The 17224-nt window shown below is 41.1% G+C and carries 15 protein-coding genes; 3 read left to right on the forward strand and 12 right to left on the reverse strand.

All coding sequences use genetic code 11. From position 1 onward, the window contains the following. From HMPREF0650_RS12930 to HMPREF0650_RS00255, 11 genes are all read right to left on the reverse strand, one after another. The coding region (locus tag HMPREF0650_RS12930; protein ID WP_155813527.1) for a hypothetical protein at positions 1-467 on the reverse strand (467 nt) is incomplete at its 3' end. Positions 468-666: 199 nt separating this feature from the next. After that, the gene (locus tag HMPREF0650_RS00210; RefSeq protein WP_004347377.1) at positions 667-1077 is read right to left on the reverse strand and encodes a DUF8192 domain-containing protein; all 411 of its coding nucleotides are present in this window, start codon (positions 1075-1077) and stop codon (positions 667-669) included. 242 nt (positions 1078-1319) lie between these two features. Continuing rightward, positions 1320-1823, reverse strand: a complete 504-nt coding sequence (locus HMPREF0650_RS12405; RefSeq protein WP_155813528.1) for a hypothetical protein — start codon at positions 1821-1823, stop codon at positions 1320-1322. Between the two features lie 263 nt (positions 1824-2086). After that, on the reverse strand, positions 2087-2344 hold the full coding sequence (locus tag HMPREF0650_RS00220) for a hypothetical protein (RefSeq protein ID WP_040561868.1): 258 nt from the start codon (positions 2342-2344) through the stop codon (positions 2087-2089). Between the two features lie 207 nt (positions 2345-2551). After that, positions 2552-3010, reverse strand: coding sequence for a hypothetical protein (locus HMPREF0650_RS00225; RefSeq protein ID WP_040561871.1), 459 nt, complete (start codon positions 3008-3010; stop codon positions 2552-2554). Beyond that, entirely contained in the window at positions 3004-3420 is a 417-nt protein-coding gene (locus HMPREF0650_RS00230; RefSeq protein WP_040561873.1) for a hypothetical protein, read from the reverse strand. The genes HMPREF0650_RS00225 and HMPREF0650_RS00230 overlap by 7 nt, the downstream gene beginning before the upstream one ends. Before the next feature lie 291 nt (positions 3421-3711). Beyond that, positions 3712-4284, reverse strand: coding sequence for a hypothetical protein (locus tag HMPREF0650_RS00235; RefSeq protein ID WP_040561875.1), 573 nt, complete (start codon positions 4282-4284; stop codon positions 3712-3714). Between the two features lie 10 nt (positions 4285-4294). After that, positions 4295-7666 (reverse strand): RHS repeat domain-containing protein, encoded by a 3372-nt coding sequence (locus tag HMPREF0650_RS00240; protein ID WP_081454820.1) that lies wholly within the window; start codon positions 7664-7666, stop codon positions 4295-4297. A 38-nt stretch (positions 7667-7704) separates the two neighbouring features. Further along, a complete protein-coding gene (locus tag HMPREF0650_RS00245; RefSeq protein WP_155813529.1) occupies positions 7705-8088 on the reverse strand; it encodes a hypothetical protein in 384 nt (127 codons plus the stop codon). A gap of 448 nt (positions 8089-8536) precedes the next feature. Continuing rightward, positions 8537-9016: an SsrA-binding protein SmpB gene (gene smpB / locus HMPREF0650_RS00250; RefSeq protein ID WP_004347388.1), complete on the reverse strand. Its 480-nt coding sequence runs from the start codon at positions 9014-9016 to the stop codon at positions 8537-8539. Further along, positions 9013-9522 carry a DMP19 family protein gene (locus HMPREF0650_RS00255; RefSeq protein WP_004347390.1) on the reverse strand — a complete coding sequence of 170 codons (510 nt, stop codon included), beginning with the start codon at positions 9520-9522 and terminating at the stop codon, positions 9013-9015. Before HMPREF0650_RS00255 ends, smpB begins: the two co-directional genes overlap by 4 nt. Positions 9523-9836: 314 nt before the next feature. Here HMPREF0650_RS00255 and HMPREF0650_RS00260 point away from each other — a divergent pair, with 314 nt between their 5' ends. Then, positions 9837-10229, forward strand: coding sequence for a DUF1573 domain-containing protein (locus HMPREF0650_RS00260; protein WP_004347391.1), 393 nt, complete (start codon positions 9837-9839; stop codon positions 10227-10229). A gap of 468 nt (positions 10230-10697) precedes the next feature. Beyond that, complete coding sequence (locus tag HMPREF0650_RS12410; protein WP_004347393.1) at positions 10698-11939, forward strand: hypothetical protein; 1242 nt, start codon at positions 10698-10700, stop codon at positions 11937-11939. 117 nt (positions 11940-12056) lie between these two features. Here the strand turns inward: HMPREF0650_RS12410 and HMPREF0650_RS00270 are convergent, their stop codons facing one another. Beyond that, the gene (locus tag HMPREF0650_RS00270) at positions 12057-13664 is read right to left on the reverse strand and encodes an NAD(P)/FAD-dependent oxidoreductase (protein WP_040561880.1); all 1608 of its coding nucleotides are present in this window, start codon (positions 13662-13664) and stop codon (positions 12057-12059) included. Positions 13665-14023: 359 nt separating this feature from the next. On the opposite strand from HMPREF0650_RS00270, the gene thrA reads away from it, so the two are divergent. Continuing rightward, positions 14024-16459: a bifunctional aspartate kinase/homoserine dehydrogenase I gene (gene thrA / locus HMPREF0650_RS00275; RefSeq protein ID WP_004347398.1), complete on the forward strand. Its 2436-nt coding sequence runs from the start codon at positions 14024-14026 to the stop codon at positions 16457-16459. The last annotated feature ends 765 nt before the right edge of the window (positions 16460-17224 follow it).

Below are 17224 nucleotides of genomic sequence, written 5' to 3' on the forward strand. Positions count from 1 at the left end.
GATAATTTGTAATAGAATGAGCCGTAACTATAGTAACTTCTACAAATAAAATCGTTTGATAGAAAGTTGTTTTCTTTTGAGAGATACATAGAAGGACTTATTACTTCGTCATAACTACCACAACAATTGCGGTGGCGAATAAATTGTGTATGACCTCTCTCTTCATCTAAATAACAAACATTTCCCACATCAAGTATATAATATCCTTTACACTTGATCAGTTCTGTAAAATGAATGTTGGCATATTCGTTACGGAGACAAAACTCCCGAAACTGCTCAGAAACAATCGTATAATGGTCATACGTCGTTACCATATTACGACGGCTTTTCAATTTATAATTAGGATTAGGAACATCTTTTATCCTATTTTTACAAATTGGACAAATATCAGGGCGATCATCTGTGGAATCATACATGAAACCATGTTCATCACCTCCTATTAAAAAATGTGCTACTAGAGAGTCCATCTTAAATTGTTGTTTTTATAAAAATCATATCGCACATCAAAATATTTAAATCTATTAGAATCATAAAAATTCTTCATTGTTCTAATTCTCAATTCTTTACTTAGCCGTCCCTTAAAAATACATTTCAGTGAAAAGTTGACACAATATAACTTTTCGCTGATTATTTTAAATAACCGCAAAATACTGGATAATAATGCGTTTAACTCTGAAGTTTTAACCTTTTGACAACTTGTTCAATAGGCAATAAACGCTTACTCCAATATACAATAGCTGCATCATAACCTCCGCTTGCATCTTTCTGTTCGGAATTGAAAATATACAATATGCCGTTATCGCAAGGCGAGTTTTCATTGGTTAAATGTTTTTCTTGCATATCAAAATAATGAGTTTTACCATTTTCGCCGCTAATCATAATAAACCCTATCTTTTTGTTGGTAAAATCAAAATCATTGCGAGTGGTTTCAAAAATTTTATTGAGATATACACTCTCTGTTTTGTTCAACAACAAATCTTCTTCTGTTTTTTCCATATTGTCGTTTGCATAAAATTTAGGTATTGGACAACAACTCAACAAAAACATTTCTATAAATACTAATACAAATAATTTCATACATTTTATTTTTATGGGATTTGATATAGATATGGGCTCGAATACATTCCTAATTGTCGGATAAGTAATTGAATATTTAACATACTTGGATGAAACGCATATATCGTTGGAATTCCCGCCGCCCATAAAGCTCTTGTTGTATGCCCTACACAACTATTAAGAAGTAAGTCCCAACGAGTTATTCCTGCTGCATATTTACTTAGTGCTGTCCACACTTGGCATCAGGGTGATGTGGCCATTCATCATTGGTATTTAATAGAAGAACCATAGGGTTGCCACATCTTGATGTCCTTCATGCTCTCTGACGGCGGATAGGTTAGTAGCCAATTGGTACGCTGTAGATCCTTTAGTCCTATGTCATAGCGTTGGATGATTGTTTGAGATATTTCTTTTGCGGGAAGAGTTCGGGCCTTACCATCCAAGATAAAAACTATAATAGTATCGGATTTTATTCCATTAACATCTCCAAACGCATCTTCCCAAAAATCAAACATCCAAAAAACGTCTTCATTTACCCCTCCTGATGTGACTTTATGGGATTCCGGAATCCCATGTGCAATACCAAATATAGACATGGTATCTGGATACCATATTCCTTGAGCTATATATATAGTCTTTAAAGAATTGTTTCTAATACGTATGCTTTGATGATGGTTCTCATCTTCAGGATGTAGCACACATGACAACAATGACATTATAGTAATTGCCATTATTAAAATAATACAAATCTTACTGTTCAATTTCATCTTTCTATTTCTTTAGACTTATAACATTAATAATAGATGGATAAAATGAAGTAGCCAAAAGGATATCCCAGGCTGTAACATGAACACGCCCCTTTTTTAATGCTACCTGATTGACAGGTGAATTGTAATCCAAATCCCAATTATGACCATTGATAGAATTACTAAAATGATTCCATTGGTAGTTGTTCTGCTGACCACCCTGCTGCTTCTGAAAGGGTTAATTCTGACTGAACAGGATTGGGGTATTTGTCACAGCGGATTTGCTACTCTTTAATCATATAAACATCCATAGATTTTATAAATTGGTCTACGTTCTTACTTCTATACTCTTCTATACTAAGCATTATAATATTTTTAAAATCTTTATTTTCATATGAAGAAATCTCTATAGTTGAAATGAAGCTTTTTGCTAAACTATCAACTTTTTGTAATGCTGGCAAAGTATAATTTAACACATCAAAATAAACCGTTGTAGAACGGTCTATGCGGACTAAGTCAGTTGTTTTAAAACCATAATTCATACAATAACACAAAAAATAATCTTTTGGCTAATGTGACAAAAATGTGCTTAACTTCTTTGTCCCATTAGCCTGATTTTATCGTTTTGAGATAGCGAAAACAATATTTTGGGGTTCTCCTTTATCACAACATCTGCTAATTTTGCATTTCGGGCATTGCTTAAACCTATCGGTTGATCTTTTACGTTATTATAACTTGGATAAGCAACGTTAATTTTCCTCATTCAATCGTCCTATATTTTCATATAATTCCAATCCTTTATCAAATATGTTTTTATATCCTTTACATGTATTACCTATCAAATTAGTACCTTTTATAAAAATATTATTATTAACAGTCATTCTTTCAAAAAAATGACAATCAAAAAAATCAAAAAAACCAAGGAAGATATTATTATGTATATGTATTTCCGAATAATTATGTCCGCCCATCTCATGATTTATATCATTAAGAACTATGCAATTCTCTAATACAAATCCTTTGCGAAACCACGTTGAATTCAAATACATATTCTTTATTACACATTCTTTTATATAAACAGGTGTTTTTATTTCAGAATAATTGAAGTCAATATTCACATTGCTAATACCTTCTATTATGATTATATTATTTTTTTGATATTTTAAATAATTGTCATCATTTATAATTATTGATTTATTTTCTACCATTTTAATTCTCCAAATTTAATAATAGGATTTGCCGTCGGACGGTTTGAATATCCAGGAAATAAGTTTAATGAACGAATTTGTCCATTGTGCACATTGATAATTAAAGACTTTTGTATGCCATTAATTGTACCTTGAAAAGTATTACTGCCTTCTCGCAAATTGAATTTATTTTTGATTACAAAATCTTCCACATGACTTGTAATATCTGACTTAGATATTCCTATATCCTCATGTCTATTATTTGAAAAAGCATGTTCATTAAACTTTTGTATAACATCATTAGATATATATTTTTTACCCGTCCACGGATTCACTTTATTATCCCTAGCATATTTAAAACCAGAAGCGGCACCAGTAATTGCACCTACACCAGCTCCCGTCAAAGCGTTGACTCCCCTTTCTGATTTCACGCAGCATCATAGGCATACGACAAAGACTGTTGTGCATAGGCTTGTAGGGCTATGCATGCCCATACCATGGTTAGAATAAAGTGTTTCATACGCCCTAAGGTTTTAGTCTTTAGAGATAAGCAATCAATAAAATCAGAATATAACGCCATATATTCTTGTATGGTATTGCAAATATAAACACTATTTTTGAATCACACAAATAAAATGGGATAAAAATCAATAATCAGAAAAGGCGCAGATCCATTCGGATTTACCGTGTTGAACAGCCATTACCCGGACTGATTTATACGATCACTCACCAAAAATAAAAGTATCTTCATTACATACTGGTCTTGATTTAATTGTTTCATCTTTCAAAAATGCTAAATCCATTTTTGTATTCTTGCAACATAATAACACAAGTTTATTTCCTTGTGATGGTGCATCTATAAGGTTTAAAACATAATCGTAATTATTTTTAAGTAAGAAAGTTGAGATGATAAAATCATCTTCTTTTCCTACATAATACCTTTTTTTATATCTTCCTTTTCCTAAAAATACCCGATTGACAACAAAAACACTTTTTAATTCACTATCATATACAAATATCTCATAATGAATTATTTTTAACCTTTCTAAATAATTACATATCTTATTATTTTTCTCAAAAGTTGGAGATACTGAATATGTCTGAGTACTATCCAAGACTTCAAAAAGAACTGTAGCAAAAAGTTGTTCTTCCTTTGGAATATCAAATAATTTCCGCATTTTACAAATTGCCTGTTTTTCTAACTGCTTTATTTCGATCTTGGGAATTATTTTTTGAGGTATAACATTTATAAATGATGGCAACAACATAATTAATAATATTATATTTTTTTTCATAATGCAATTTTTAGGGAAGTATTCTCCATATAAAATCTATTGAACGTGCACCAATATTTCTGAAAACTCCAGAAGCTGGATCCATAACTTGATACACAACTTTTTGGAAGGTAACACCAGATATTTTTTGTATAGTAAGTACCGAAATTTTGTTTAATGCTGTAGCATGATTTATTGCAGTCCCCGTTCCAGAGGATAACATAAACCGATTTCCACCATTTAACAAACCAGACAATTGTTTAGCACCCAGTACGTCAGAAGGTAACTCTGTCCCTAAAGGTTTAACTGCCCGCCCAGTTAAATCTGTAATCGCTTTATTCATATCTAACGGTTTAACTGGGTCATTTATTCCATAATTATATTTTTTCACTAAATGATCTCTATACACATCTTGTGAAACTCCAGTATTGGCTTGAGATGTAGCAGGACCACAATTCATATCATTATTTTGTATAACACTAGGGAGATTAGCGTTACCAAGAACTTCAGTATTAGTTACTCTTGATCCATCCCAAAAATTCCTACCATCAATGCTTGCGGAAATTCCACTAGCTATTCCACCCACTACTCCACCGACACCCATTCCTATAAGACCATCTCTCGCACCACTCAAAAGTGCCTGTCCAAAAGTTTGATTTTGCATCAGTCCATTTCCAAAACCAGAAACAAATCCACTGCTTAGTCCTGCACCTCCTCCTATCAAAGCTCCAGACACAAAGCTTGTGGTGGCAGTTGTTGCTGTACTAGTTCCAAAAAAACCCGCAACAAAACCGCCCGACATTTGACCTGCAATTGGCAAAACAGAGCTTATTCCTGCACCAACACCAGCACCTAATGCACCTGCTGCTGCCCCAACAGCAAAATAGCCAAGTCCTTTTGCGTTAAATTTAAATCCATGTGAAGCCCAATTTACAATTCCACCTATGACTGCCCCTATTATAAGATGCCAGAACTCCCCATCCCCATCCACATACACCAGCGGATTATTCAAACAATAGCTGTACCTGTTGAAGCTCTGCGTAAAGTCTGGCATCTGCACGTATGGGTCAGGGCTGAGGAAACGGCCCAAGACAGGGTCATACAGGCGGGCATTCATGTTGATAAGCCCGAACTGCGGAAGATGTTCATGACCCGTGTAGCCACGTCCTAAGAACAACGCAGGCTCCGTGCCCGGTGCATAAGCTACTTGTGTTTCAGGATTGCGCAACCGTCCCCACGCATCATAACTCAATTCCTGTTTTAAAGTGCCATCAGCATTCGCAATATGCGTGATGCTGCCCAGATAGTCACGGCAGATGTAATATATCTTCCACTCACTGCTGTTTTCTTCCTTGACATACACGGCCGGAGCACTGTAAGCATCGCCACCGATGAATAAGCGTTGGGCGGCATTACCCTTGACACCGTCAATTTCATACTTGCCGTCAAAATAATAACGTGTCAGAAGAGTGGAACCTCCGCTGTCTACAATCATTTTTATCCGGTCGCCGTCTGCATTGTACGTCAACGAAGCTTTGATGCCGTTTTCTGAAATCTCATCCGGGCGTTGAATGGAATTATACGTAACGGTCTGTGATCTTAATGGCACTGTGTTTCCATCAGGTGTCAACATGGTAACCTGATAAGGCCTGTCTGCATGATTGTATTGCATGCTGCCCATGCCGGGCATCTGTGTGATGTTGCCGTTGGAAGCATAGGTTATCTGCTGTTGTCCGATGCTACTCAGACGGTTCAGGTTGTCATATCCGAACGTTTCGGTAAGATGGCGGGTGTTGTCGGTCCTGCTGTTCAGGTTACCTGTCTGAATGTCGGAGTCGTAGGCAAAGTCTTGGATGTTGCCAGCCGTTCGGCTGGTAGGCATACCAAAATCTGTATAGCTGTAAGTGCGGTTCAATGCTCCCGTGACGGCTTTGGTGGGCTGACCTAAGGCATTTTCTTCTGTCAGTTTCCAAATACTGATGTCGTCATTCAGCTTGATTTCTGTATTGTACCCGTTGGAATAAACATACTTTTCTGTTGCAATGGCTCCTGTTTGTGAGGTATATGAGATTTCGGCAATGTTGCCATCGTGATAGGTAAACCGCTTTTCTAAGAATTTCCCTTCGGAAAGATTGTCCCAAACGGCTGCAACCCTATCCATTTCATCATATTCAAATACCCGCATGCTAAGATTATCTGAATATAACTGTGCTAAAGTACCGTCATCATTATAAACGTATGAGGTATTTGTGTCAGCTCGTTTTTCCACTACCCTGCCATATTGATCGTAAACAGTCGTGTTGCTGACATTTCGGGCATCGGTCACCGTCAATGTCTTGCTGCCGTCAGCAGCATAGGTTTCAGTGAAGCTTTGTCTTCCTGCACTGGGGTCGGTGATGGATGTCTGTCTTCCATATTGGTCATATTCAAACGACGTCACCACATTACCTGGGGCCGTTATGCGCGATGGCTGACCATCCGGACGCAAGGTATATTCTATCATTCCACCCGGATCTTCTACTTTTATCAATGCCCCCGATTCATCTGTCGTTTTGGTTGTGGCAATGCCGTTTCGTGTCTCGGTGGTGCTCAGTCCGTCATAAGCCCATGTGGTTGTTTTGCCTGAGGCCTCTGTCAGGGTAAGCGGACGATTGTATGGGTCGTAGGTATAGGTAGCCCAGAAGTTGGGTGACGTTCCTCTGAAAGGAAGCGACACTTTTTCCAACCGTCCCCTTCCGTCATACGTTTGGTCAACAAACTGCCATTGCCCGTCAAAGCGTTGACTCCCCTTTCTGATTGCACGTCCCAAAGCATCATGATGCACAACCGTTGACGGTTTGCCCGTAGCCGTATTTGTTACGGTATACAATCCCTGTCCGCCCCAGTCCGTTTTTACTTCTTCTTTCGTTCCGTCCGGGTGTTGGGTGGAGATAAGCTGCCCCCAAGCGTCATACTGATAAGACGTAGTACGGTGCTTGAAGTCGGTAACTGTGCCTGCATGGCCAAACTTGTCATAATTGGCATAGGTCGTGGTTTGCCCCAAGGCGTTGGTTGAAGAAGCAAGATTCCTGCCTTCAGCATCATAGGTAAACGTCGTACCTAAGAATGTAGCCACGTCATACGGTGCCGAAAGTTCACTCGTCATGTTGCCATAGGCGTCGTAGGTCCAGCGCGTCTCATTTACCTTGTTGTCTTGAATATATGAGATTCGAGATTCGGGCAAACGATTGGTATTGTAGGTAATCGTCTCCTCATTGACCCACGATCTGCCACCGCGTACATTCGTAACGGTTTTTGTCACAGGTTGTCCGATCAGGTATCTGCCAGATGTTACCAGGTTGTCATACGTTTGCACCGTTATCGTATGTAAAGGTACGAATTTTTTCGAAAATAGAATTACCATTTGAAATGTCTACGTTCTTATTTCTCACAGCGGATTTGCTACTCTTTAATCATATAAACATCCATACATTTTATAAATTGGTCTACGTTCTTACTTCTATACTCTTCTATACTAAGCATTATTATATTTTTAAAATCTTTATTTTCATATGAAGAAATTTCTATAGTTGAAATGAAGCTTTTTGCTAAACTATCAACTTTTTGTAATGCTGGCAAAGAATAATTTAACACATCAAAATAAACTGTTTTAGAACGGTCAATGCGGACTAAGTCAGTAGTTTTAAAACCATAATTCATACAACAACACAAGAAATAATCTTTTAATAATTCTCTATTTTTTTGCATTTCACATTCACTCTTACATGTAAAAGAAGAAAATAAAAAAATAAAGAGAAAAAAAAGGAGGGACAATTTGCGTTTCATATTATCTTTTATTTAAAATTCCATAAGTTAAATTGATATACGCCACCACTTGCATGCGATTATGCATACCAATATCACGGTTAGAATCAAGTGCTTCATACATCTTAAGGTTTTAGTCATTAGAGATAAGCGTTCAGTATAACGCTGAATATATCGCTATATATTCCTGTATGGTATCGCAAATATAAACACTATTTTTTGATTTTACAAATAGTTTGGAATAAAAACAACAATAGTTTCCAGCAGAGTCAGCCTACAAGTTTTGCAATTCGTTTTTGAATCCGCACAGAAAGGTTGATGATAGCCATATTCAGCCAACCGATACTTCACCTATCTTATCCTATAAGATTACTCGTGAGCAGATTTCATCATGAAAGTCAGCCAGCCTTGACGGGTCATCTGCAACGAAAACAGCAATGACACCACATTGCATCTTTCGGCGCTACATCTAAAAGTTTTTGATGGCTCTATCCATTTCTCGCCTGTCTTCTTTTTCCTTCAGCGTTTGTCGTTTGTCGTATTCCTTCTTTCCCTTAGCCAAAGCGATGTCCACCTTGGCTCTTCCATGCGCATCGATGAATACCAAGGTGGGAACGATGGTATGACCAGCTACCTTGAGGTCGGCTTCCAACTTTCTGATTTCACGTTTCGTCAGCAACAGCTTGCGGTCACGCTTGGCTTCTGGGTTGGAGTAAGAGCCATAGAAATACGGACTGATGTTCATTCCTTTAATCCATATTTCGCCATGATAAATGTAGCAGAAGGCATCAACCAAAGATGCCTTACCCAGGCGAATGGACTTGATTTCCGTACCCGTGAGCACGATGCCGGCGGTATAAGTATCAATGAAAAAATACTCAAATGACGCTTTTTTGTTCCTAATCTGTATGGGACTCTTTTTTCTTAGTGCGAGTTCTTCCTTATTCATTCTTTCACAATCTTTACAAATTGCCCGATGTGTTCATCCACATAGCGGGCAACATCCTCTGTCCAACGCTCTTCATTTTCAACGAAGTCATCGTCAAAATCGTCAAAGGCTGGGTATTTCTCAAACAACGCCATAAACTCGTCGTCAGAACAATCTTGTTCCAATTCGGCAGCATATTTACGGTAGAGTTTATGACATTTCCCTATCATCTTAGACAAATCTTGGATGCCCCAGCTTTTCAGTGCCTTGTCAAAAGGATTTCTGAAGATAAAGGGACCATAACCATTATGAATGAGCTGTACGAATCCGCCATCCATCACTTCCTGATGAAGGATGTGATAAGCCAACAGCGTAATCTGATCCGAGTTCAGTTGTTGCATCGAGTCGGCCGTCAGTTCTCCGCCTATCGCATCATAAATCGTATCCACAATCGCCTGAAGAAATACATCCATCCCTTCTTCAGCTGCTTTTTGCAGAACGTTTTCTTCGAGTTTTATTTCAATCATACACTGCAAAGATATGCAATTCGTCTTGATTATCTTCACATTATTAACTATTTTTGAACTGTTTGCACACACATTACCACTTCAACCAATTCTTTTTTGATTTTTGGCCGTGGAAGTTCTTCTCGTTTCACCGGTGACCATGTACCAGTATTCGCATAAGTTAAAATTATTTACGAAACATATTTCATTCCACATTATAATATAAAATAGCACCCGGAGAGCAATGATAGTATAATATTTCTTAATTTTCCATGGAATCTCATTAATTTATTTATACCTTTGCCCAAACCGAATAAAAAAGAAAGGACTAGAAAATGAAAAAACTGATCATGTTATCCATGATGCTGTTTGCTTGTTTTACCATAGTAAACGCACAACAAAAACCACAAATCAAGTTTGACAAAATCACTCACGACTTTGGCAAATTCAATGAAAGCACACCTGAGCAGAAGTGCGTTTTTACCTTCACTAACGTGGGTAACGCCCCGCTTATCGTCAATCAAGCTGTGGCAAGCTGTGGTTGCACTGTGCCAGCTTACACCAAGACTCCTGTTCAACCAGGAAAGAAAGGTGAGATAAAAGTAACGTACAACGGCAAAGGCAGATTTCCTGGACACTTCAAAAAGACCATCACGGTACGCACCAATGGGGAGCCAGAGATGACCCGTCTGTACATTGAGGGCGTCATGGAAGAGGCTAAGAAATAGGCAAAGACTACTTTTATAGTATACATACACATAGAGGAGGGAGTATCAAAACAGTGATACCCCCTCTTTTTTTGTATCACAATGATTGCTCTATATAACAAACGAATTCCATGTTCCCACGAGTAGTCAACATTTGGAACCAGCCCATTTGACACATTGATGCGACACAGAAGCAAAAAAAGAGGTTGGTGCAGGATGCTACCAACCTCGAGGGACGATTTCATAAATCATGAAATCAAAAAACTGTGACAAATATAACGTTTAAGATTGACAATAACAAATTTTATCCTTAAAATGTTCAATATTTAACAATCAGTCAACAATATACTGGTGTCAGCAGTCATTTGAACCATAAAAAAACGTTTTGTCACGAAAAATTAATATGTAGAAAAACAACAGTTTCAAGTATATTTTGTATCTTTGCTCCTACTAGATAACTTATAAACTAACTTTTAAAACTTATTGAGTATGAACAAAATTCTACGTATTTCAGTAATGAGTTTCCTCATGTTATGCTGCAACACCTTTATTTCTGCGGCTGATGTAACGCTTAACTTCAAAGATCTTTCAATCACAAAAACTGATGCAGGCTTCACCCTTACTGCACAAGGCTATACCCTTACTGCCACGAAAGAAGATGGGACAACTCAACCCACACAAAACGCTAAATTAAAAGATGTGCGATTGTATGCCAAAAACAAATTAACAGTTGCAGGGAATGATTTCAAACAAATAGTATTTAACATCTCAAAGCAGGGTTTGAGACGTTGGAGTAACGTCACACCAAGCGTTGGAGAAATGACTGCCGATGTGGCTGCCAAAACTCTTACGTGGACAAACTCTACTGCGGTGAAAGAAGTTACATTCACTGTTGGTGATGATGCTACTTTAGGTACTGATACTGGCAAGGCAGGTCAATTTGACTTTGACGCCATGGTTATCTCTACCGAAAGTGGTGAGGTAACCCCAACTCCAGATCCTAATCCAGATCCAGAAATCAAAACAGCTGCAGACATAGCTGCATTTAAGGCACTACCTGCAAAAACAGTTGCCAAACTAACCTTGAAAGATGCACAAGTGTTGTACAAATGGACCTCTAACAAAGGCAATACGCAAATTTTCATTCGTGACCATAGTGGTGCACTGATGCTCTTCAACACAGGCCTTGATTTGGAAACAAATGACATACTAAACGGTGAGGTTGTACTATTATATGACATATATAACAATACTCCTGAAGGTACGAAAGCCGATGGTACTAATGCTGACAAATTAACAATTACAAAAGGACAAGCTGCCACACCAAAATCAATCACCATAGACCAAGCTAAAGATAACATGTCTGATTTGGTTCAAATTGAAGGTGCTGAAATTAAAAGCGAACAGTCCGGACAGTACACCAACTACTATGCGCACGTCGGAGATCAAAAGATTCAATTGTACAACGGCTTCCACTTAGACGCCTATAATGATCTGTCAACACTGGAAGGAGCTAAGAACAAAACCGTAAAAGGTATTGTAAGCATGTTTAGAGGCAATTATCAGATTACGATTATTAGCATCGATACAACGACTGGTATTGACAACTTAAATGCAGAGAGCAAGACCCTCAACGAAAATGCACCGATGTACAACTTGGCTGGACAGCGTGTTGACAAGACATATAAGGGTGTTGTTATACAAAATGGTAAGAAGTTTATCAACAGATAAACCGTGCGCTGAAACGAGAAATCAATTATTTGATTAGCAAATACATCAAACGGACGTGTCCATTTGGCGGCACGTCCGTTTCTTATTTTATTCCCACAAAAACTATCAACACGTTTGTCATTCGGCAAGAAACGCAGCGCATCGCTCGGCACATCGCTCACCATCAATACCGGCAGAGACGATGCCACCCGCATAGCCAGCGCCCTCACCACAAGGAAAGAGGCCACGAACGCGAACATGTTGCAGCGTTTCGCGGTCGCGGAGAATACGCACGGGCGACGACGTTCGCGTTTCAACGGCTATCACGACAGCTTCGTTGGTCAGGAAACCACGGCTCATCTGCCCAAACTTCTTGAAGCCTTCTTGCAAACGATGGACGATGAATTGCGGCATCCAAAAGTGAAGTGGACTGCTCATTAAGCCGGGAGCATAACTGGATGTCGGCAAGTCGTATGACAATTTACCATTCACAAAGTCAGCCATTCGCTGCGCCGGAGCTGTTTGTTGCCTATTCCCCTGCAACCAACAAGTGTATTCCAATTGTTCCTGAAACTGCATCATCACCAAATCGTCATTCAGTTTTTCACCATCACTGGGCATCAACAAGCCTGCCTGACGAACGTCATCAGGATGCAATTCCACCACCATGCCTGCATTCGACCACCTCGTTCCGCGGTTACTAGGACTCATTCCGTTCACCACTATTTGCTTCGGACCCGTGGCTGAAGGGATGACAAAGCCACCCGGACACATGCAGAACGAGTAAACGCCACGTCCCTCCACCTGACTGACAAATGAATATTCGGCCGCCGGGAGATACTTTCCCCGACCCCGCTTGTCATGATATTGTATCTGATCGATCAACATTGAAGGATGTTCCAAGCGCACTCCTACCGCCAATCCTTTCGGTTCGATTTCTATTTTGGCACCACTCAAATATCGATATACGTCACGCGCACTGTGTCCGGTGGCCAGGATGACCGGTCCTCTGAACGTAACTTCCTGCCCCGAAGACAATCGCACGGTTTCAACGCCCAGCACCTCATCCCCCTCGGCAGACAGCAAGAAAGCCGTCATCTTGGTTTCAAAATGCACCTCTCCCCCACTGTTGATGATGGTATTTCGCATGTTTTCGATGACCTTCGGCAACTTGTCAGTACCGATATGCGGATGCGCATCGGCCAAGATCGAGGTTGAAGCACCATGTTGGCAAAACACATTGAGAATTTTCTCAACCGAACCACGCTTCTTCGAGCGGGTATACAGTTTACCATCCGAATACGCACCGGCACCACCTTCACCAAAACAATAGTTGCTTTCAGCATCAACCTTCTGCGTCTTGGTAATCATGGCAAGGTCTTTCTTGCGCTCCCTGACATTCTTCCCCCGCTCGATGACCACGGGTTTGAAGCCCTCTTCAATCAAACGAAGTGCGGCGAAAAGTCCCGCCGGACCAGCTCCCACAACGATGACGCGCGGCTTTTGGGACACATCCGGATAGACCGTCCTAACGAATTCCTCATCCTGCGGCAGCTCATTGATGTACACCCTCAAACTAAGATTCACATACACCGTTCGCTGCCGCGCGTCAACAGATCGTTTCAACACCCGCACATGCTTCACCGTTCGGGCATCCATTCCCTTTTCCTTGGCCAGATATTCAATGATAGTCTGCTCGGAATGAGCATGCTGAGGAAGAAGTCTGATTTGAAATTCTTTAATCATGAATGAAGAAATTTTGTAGATTTTCGACAAAAAAGGATGTCACAAAACACCTTATCTCTTTGCAAAATAAGTATTTTTTTTCCAGCTACCCAAGTATTTTTCAGATTAAAACCAACTCTTTTCAAAGTTCATTCACATCAAAGGGAAATCAACGTTGCATGATAAGCCATTCAAAGTTTTTTCGTACTTTTGCAACCAAATATCGGTTTCGCAGCATGATGAGGCATGAAACCCAATGCGTTCACCATCGTTGTAGGCTGGATAACGCCAAAGTTTCTGTTCGTAATGCTGAGAAGCGAAATCAACAAATCATCAAAACCACTTTTGTCGGGTGGCATAAAACATTAAAAAACAGTAAAATGAAAGTATTGAAATTCGGCGGAACATCCGTGGGTTCCGTCAAGAGCATCCGCTCCTTGAAGAGAATCGTAGAACAAACTGCCAAGCAGCAACAGGTGGTTGTGGTGGTTAGTGCCTTGGGAGGCATCACCGACCAATTGCTTGCAACCGCCCAACAGGCCTTGCAAGGTGATGACGAATGGAAACAACAGTTCAACGAGATGGTAGACAGGCACCACAAACTCATCGACACCATCATCACCGACAATGCGCGGAGAGAAGAATTGTTCAATACCGTTGACGCCCTGTTTGAACAACTACGATCCATTTACTTCGGCGTTTATCTCATTCATGATTTAAGTCGGAAGACGCAAGACGCCATCGTGAGCTATGGCGAACGGTTGAGTTCGAAAATCGTCGCCACGTTCATCAAAGGCGCTAAATGGTACGATGCCCGCGAATTTATCAAGACCGAGCGCAAGCATGACAAGCACACACTGGACAGTCAACTCACCTACAAACTGGTTAAACACACGTTTGCCACCCTCCCCCGCATCTCTCTCGTGCCGGGTTTCATCAGTCAAGACAAGAATACCAACGAGATAACCAACCTCGGACGAGGTGGGTCAGACTACACGGCATCCATCATCGCAGCGGCTTTGAACGCGGAGATACTGGAGATATGGACCGATGTCAACGGATTCATGACGGCCGATCCGAAGGTCATCAAGGCCGCTTACACCATCAACGAGTTGAGCTACATTGAGGCTATGGAGCTGTGTAACTTCGGTGCCAAAGTGGTTTACCCACCAACCATCTACCCCGTGTGCGTCAAGAACATCCCCATCAAGGTGAAAAACACCTTCGACCCAGACGGCGAAGGCACCATCATCAAAGCCCAAATAGCCAACGACGGCAAGCCCATCAAGGGTATATCCAGCATCAAGGGCACGGCGCTCATCAATGTGAGCGGCCTCTCCATGGTGGGCGTGATTGGTGTAAACCGGCGCATTTTCACGGCCCTGGCCGACAAGGGCATCTCCGTGTTCCTGGTCAGTCAGGCTTCTTCCGAGAACTCTACCAGCATTGGCGTACAGGAAAAGGATGCCGAAGAAGCTGTCAAGGTACTCAACGAAGAGTTTGCCAAGGAAATTCAGACGGGAGCCATGTTCTCCATGAAAGCACAGAAAGGCTTGGCTACCATCGCCATCGTAGGCGAAAACATGAGACACCTGCCGGGAATAGCCGCCAAACTCTTTGAAACGCTCGGCCGATCGGGCATCAGCGTGATTGCCTTTGCGCAGGGATCCAGTGAAACCAACATATCGGTGGTCATTGAGGCGGCGTACCTTCGCAAGGCGCTGAACGTGCTGCACGACTCGTTTTTCCTGTCAGAATACAAGGTACTGAACCTGTTTATCTGCGGAATAGGTACTGTGGGCGGTAAGCTCATCGAACAGATTCGAACTCAATACGAAGAGCTGAAACGCCATTCGCAGCTCAAACTCAACGTCGTAGGCATCGCTTCGTCAAAACGTGCCATTTACAGTCGTGACGGCATTGACCTGAACAATTATAGGGAAGCGTTGAAAGAATCTGACCTCAGCTCACCCTCTGCCCTGCGCGACCATATCCTCAACATGAACATTTTCAACTCCGTGTTCGTCGATTGCACCGCCAGTGAAGAGATAGCCGCACTCTATCAAACCTTTCTCGAGCATAACATCAGCGTGGTGGCAGCCAACAAGATAGCCGCATCCTCACCTTACAACGAATACTTGACACTGAAACAAACGGCCGTGATGCGGGGCGTAAAGTTCAGATACGAAACCAACGTCGGTGCCGGATTGCCCATCATCGGCACCATCAACGACCTGCGCAACTCGGGAGACAAAATCTTGAAGATTGAAGCTGTGCTGAGTGGCACGCTTAATTTTATCTTCAACGAACTTTCCGCTGACGTTCCGTTCTCTGAAACCGTACGTCGCGCACAGGCTGAAGGCTACAGCGAACCCGACCCACGCATCGACTTGAGCGGCAAGGATGTCATTCGAAAACTGGTGATTCTGACGCGAGAGGCGGGCTACAAGGCTGAACAAAAAGACGTGGAGAAGCATCTGTTTGTGCCAGCCGACTATTTTGAAGGCAGTCTGGACGACTTCTGGAAACGCTTACCTCTCTTGGATGCCGACTTCGATGCCCGCCGGAAGCGGCTGGAAGAACAAGGCCAGAGATGGCGGTTCGTGGCCTCCATGGAGCATGGACACATGCAAGTGGCTCTGCAAGCCGTTGACCGACAGCATCCTTTCTACAACCTCGAGGGCAGTAACAATATCGTGCTGCTCACCACCGAGCGTTACAAAGACTACCCCATGCAGATACAAGGCTATGGAGCCGGTGCCGACGTGACAGCCGCAGGCGTGTTCGCCAACATCATGTCCATCGCCAACATTTAGGTTGAGCCATAACGGCAAGCTTGCGCAAGCTGTCGCGAGAGCCACGCCCCTCACCGCAGGTTTATGGTGAGAGGTGAATGACAAATCGTGAATGACAAACCAACCCCTTTTTCATACCAGCGCAATCGTAGGAACGCACAAACTCTGTGTCCATACGATTGCGCTGAAATATTTCCGCTACATTTGTCAGTTATTTTCATCAAAAAAGGCCACTAAAACGGCTCTTCAAAACTTCTATTCTGGAAAAAATCAATAGGCAAGCAAGGAGCAAACAAGCAATGACTTTGGATGAAAAAACAATTTTGTAGGCAAAAACGCTTGATTTTTTCTACAAGAATCATACTTTTACGCAGCAATTACCATGCAATACCTCGCCAAAGGCATACATATTACACGCTTATAGCATAGCTTTTGGCTTCAAAGAACATTGAAAGATAGAGCAAAACTTTTACAAATAATTGCAACGTATTGATTATCTTTTACTTGCAAATATTGTTCATGTTTGGCGTATTTGAAAGCAAGGGCAAGATTGTTTGTAAAAGCGCCAAGCATTGAAGCGACCTTTGTCAAGAAAATTCGTCATCACTCTTCCACTATATTTTTGCGCTTATAGCACAAAAACACATTGCACTGCAATCTGAAATTCATGCGCAACACCAGCAAATGTAGTTATCAGATTAAGAATATAGTACACATAAGGCTGGTTCTATAAATTAGCTTTGTTAGATTTTGAGCTTATTTTTGAGGCCAAAATGCAAGAGAATG

Source organism: Hoylesella buccalis ATCC 35310 (genome assembly GCF_000177075.1).
GTDB classification, from domain to species: Bacteria; Bacteroidota; Bacteroidia; order Bacteroidales; family Bacteroidaceae; genus Prevotella; species Prevotella buccalis.

Bases quoted from the DNA above. Each gene is read 5' to 3' on its own strand.
- HMPREF0650_RS00210 (WP_004347377.1), bottom strand. From the start codon at position 1,077: ATGAAATTATTTGTATTAGTATTTATAGAAATGTTTTTGTTGAGTTGT.
- HMPREF0650_RS12405 (WP_155813528.1), bottom strand. From the start codon at position 1,823: ATGAAATTGAACAGTAAGATTTGTATTATTTTAATAATGGCAATTACT.
- HMPREF0650_RS00220 (WP_040561868.1), bottom strand. From the start codon at position 2,344: ATGAATTATGGTTTTAAAACAACTGACTTAGTCCGCATAGACCGTTCT.
- HMPREF0650_RS00225 (WP_040561871.1), bottom strand. From the start codon at position 3,010: ATGGTAGAAAATAAATCAATAATTATAAATGATGACAATTATTTAAAA.
- HMPREF0650_RS00235 (WP_040561875.1), bottom strand. From the start codon at position 4,284: ATGAAAAAAAATATAATATTATTAATTATGTTGTTGCCATCATTTATA.
- HMPREF0650_RS00240 (WP_081454820.1), bottom strand. From the start codon at position 7,666: ATGGTAATTCTATTTTCGAAAAAATTCGTACCTTTACATACGATAACG.
- HMPREF0650_RS00245 (WP_155813529.1), bottom strand. From the start codon at position 8,088: ATGAAACGCAAATTGTCCCTCCTTTTTTTTCTCTTTATTTTTTTATTT.
- smpB (WP_004347388.1), bottom strand. From the start codon at position 9,016: ATGAATAAGGAAGAACTCGCACTAAGAAAAAAGAGTCCCATACAGATT.
- HMPREF0650_RS00255 (WP_004347390.1), bottom strand. From the start codon at position 9,522: ATGATTGAAATAAAACTCGAAGAAAACGTTCTGCAAAAAGCAGCTGAA.
- HMPREF0650_RS00260 (WP_004347391.1), top strand. From the start codon at position 9,837: ATGAAAAAACTGATCATGTTATCCATGATGCTGTTTGCTTGTTTTACC.
- HMPREF0650_RS12410 (WP_004347393.1), top strand. From the start codon at position 10,698: ATGAACAAAATTCTACGTATTTCAGTAATGAGTTTCCTCATGTTATGC.
- HMPREF0650_RS00270 (WP_040561880.1), bottom strand. From the start codon at position 13,664: ATGATTAAAGAATTTCAAATCAGACTTCTTCCTCAGCATGCTCATTCC.
- thrA (WP_004347398.1), top strand. From the start codon at position 14,024: ATGAAAGTATTGAAATTCGGCGGAACATCCGTGGGTTCCGTCAAGAGC.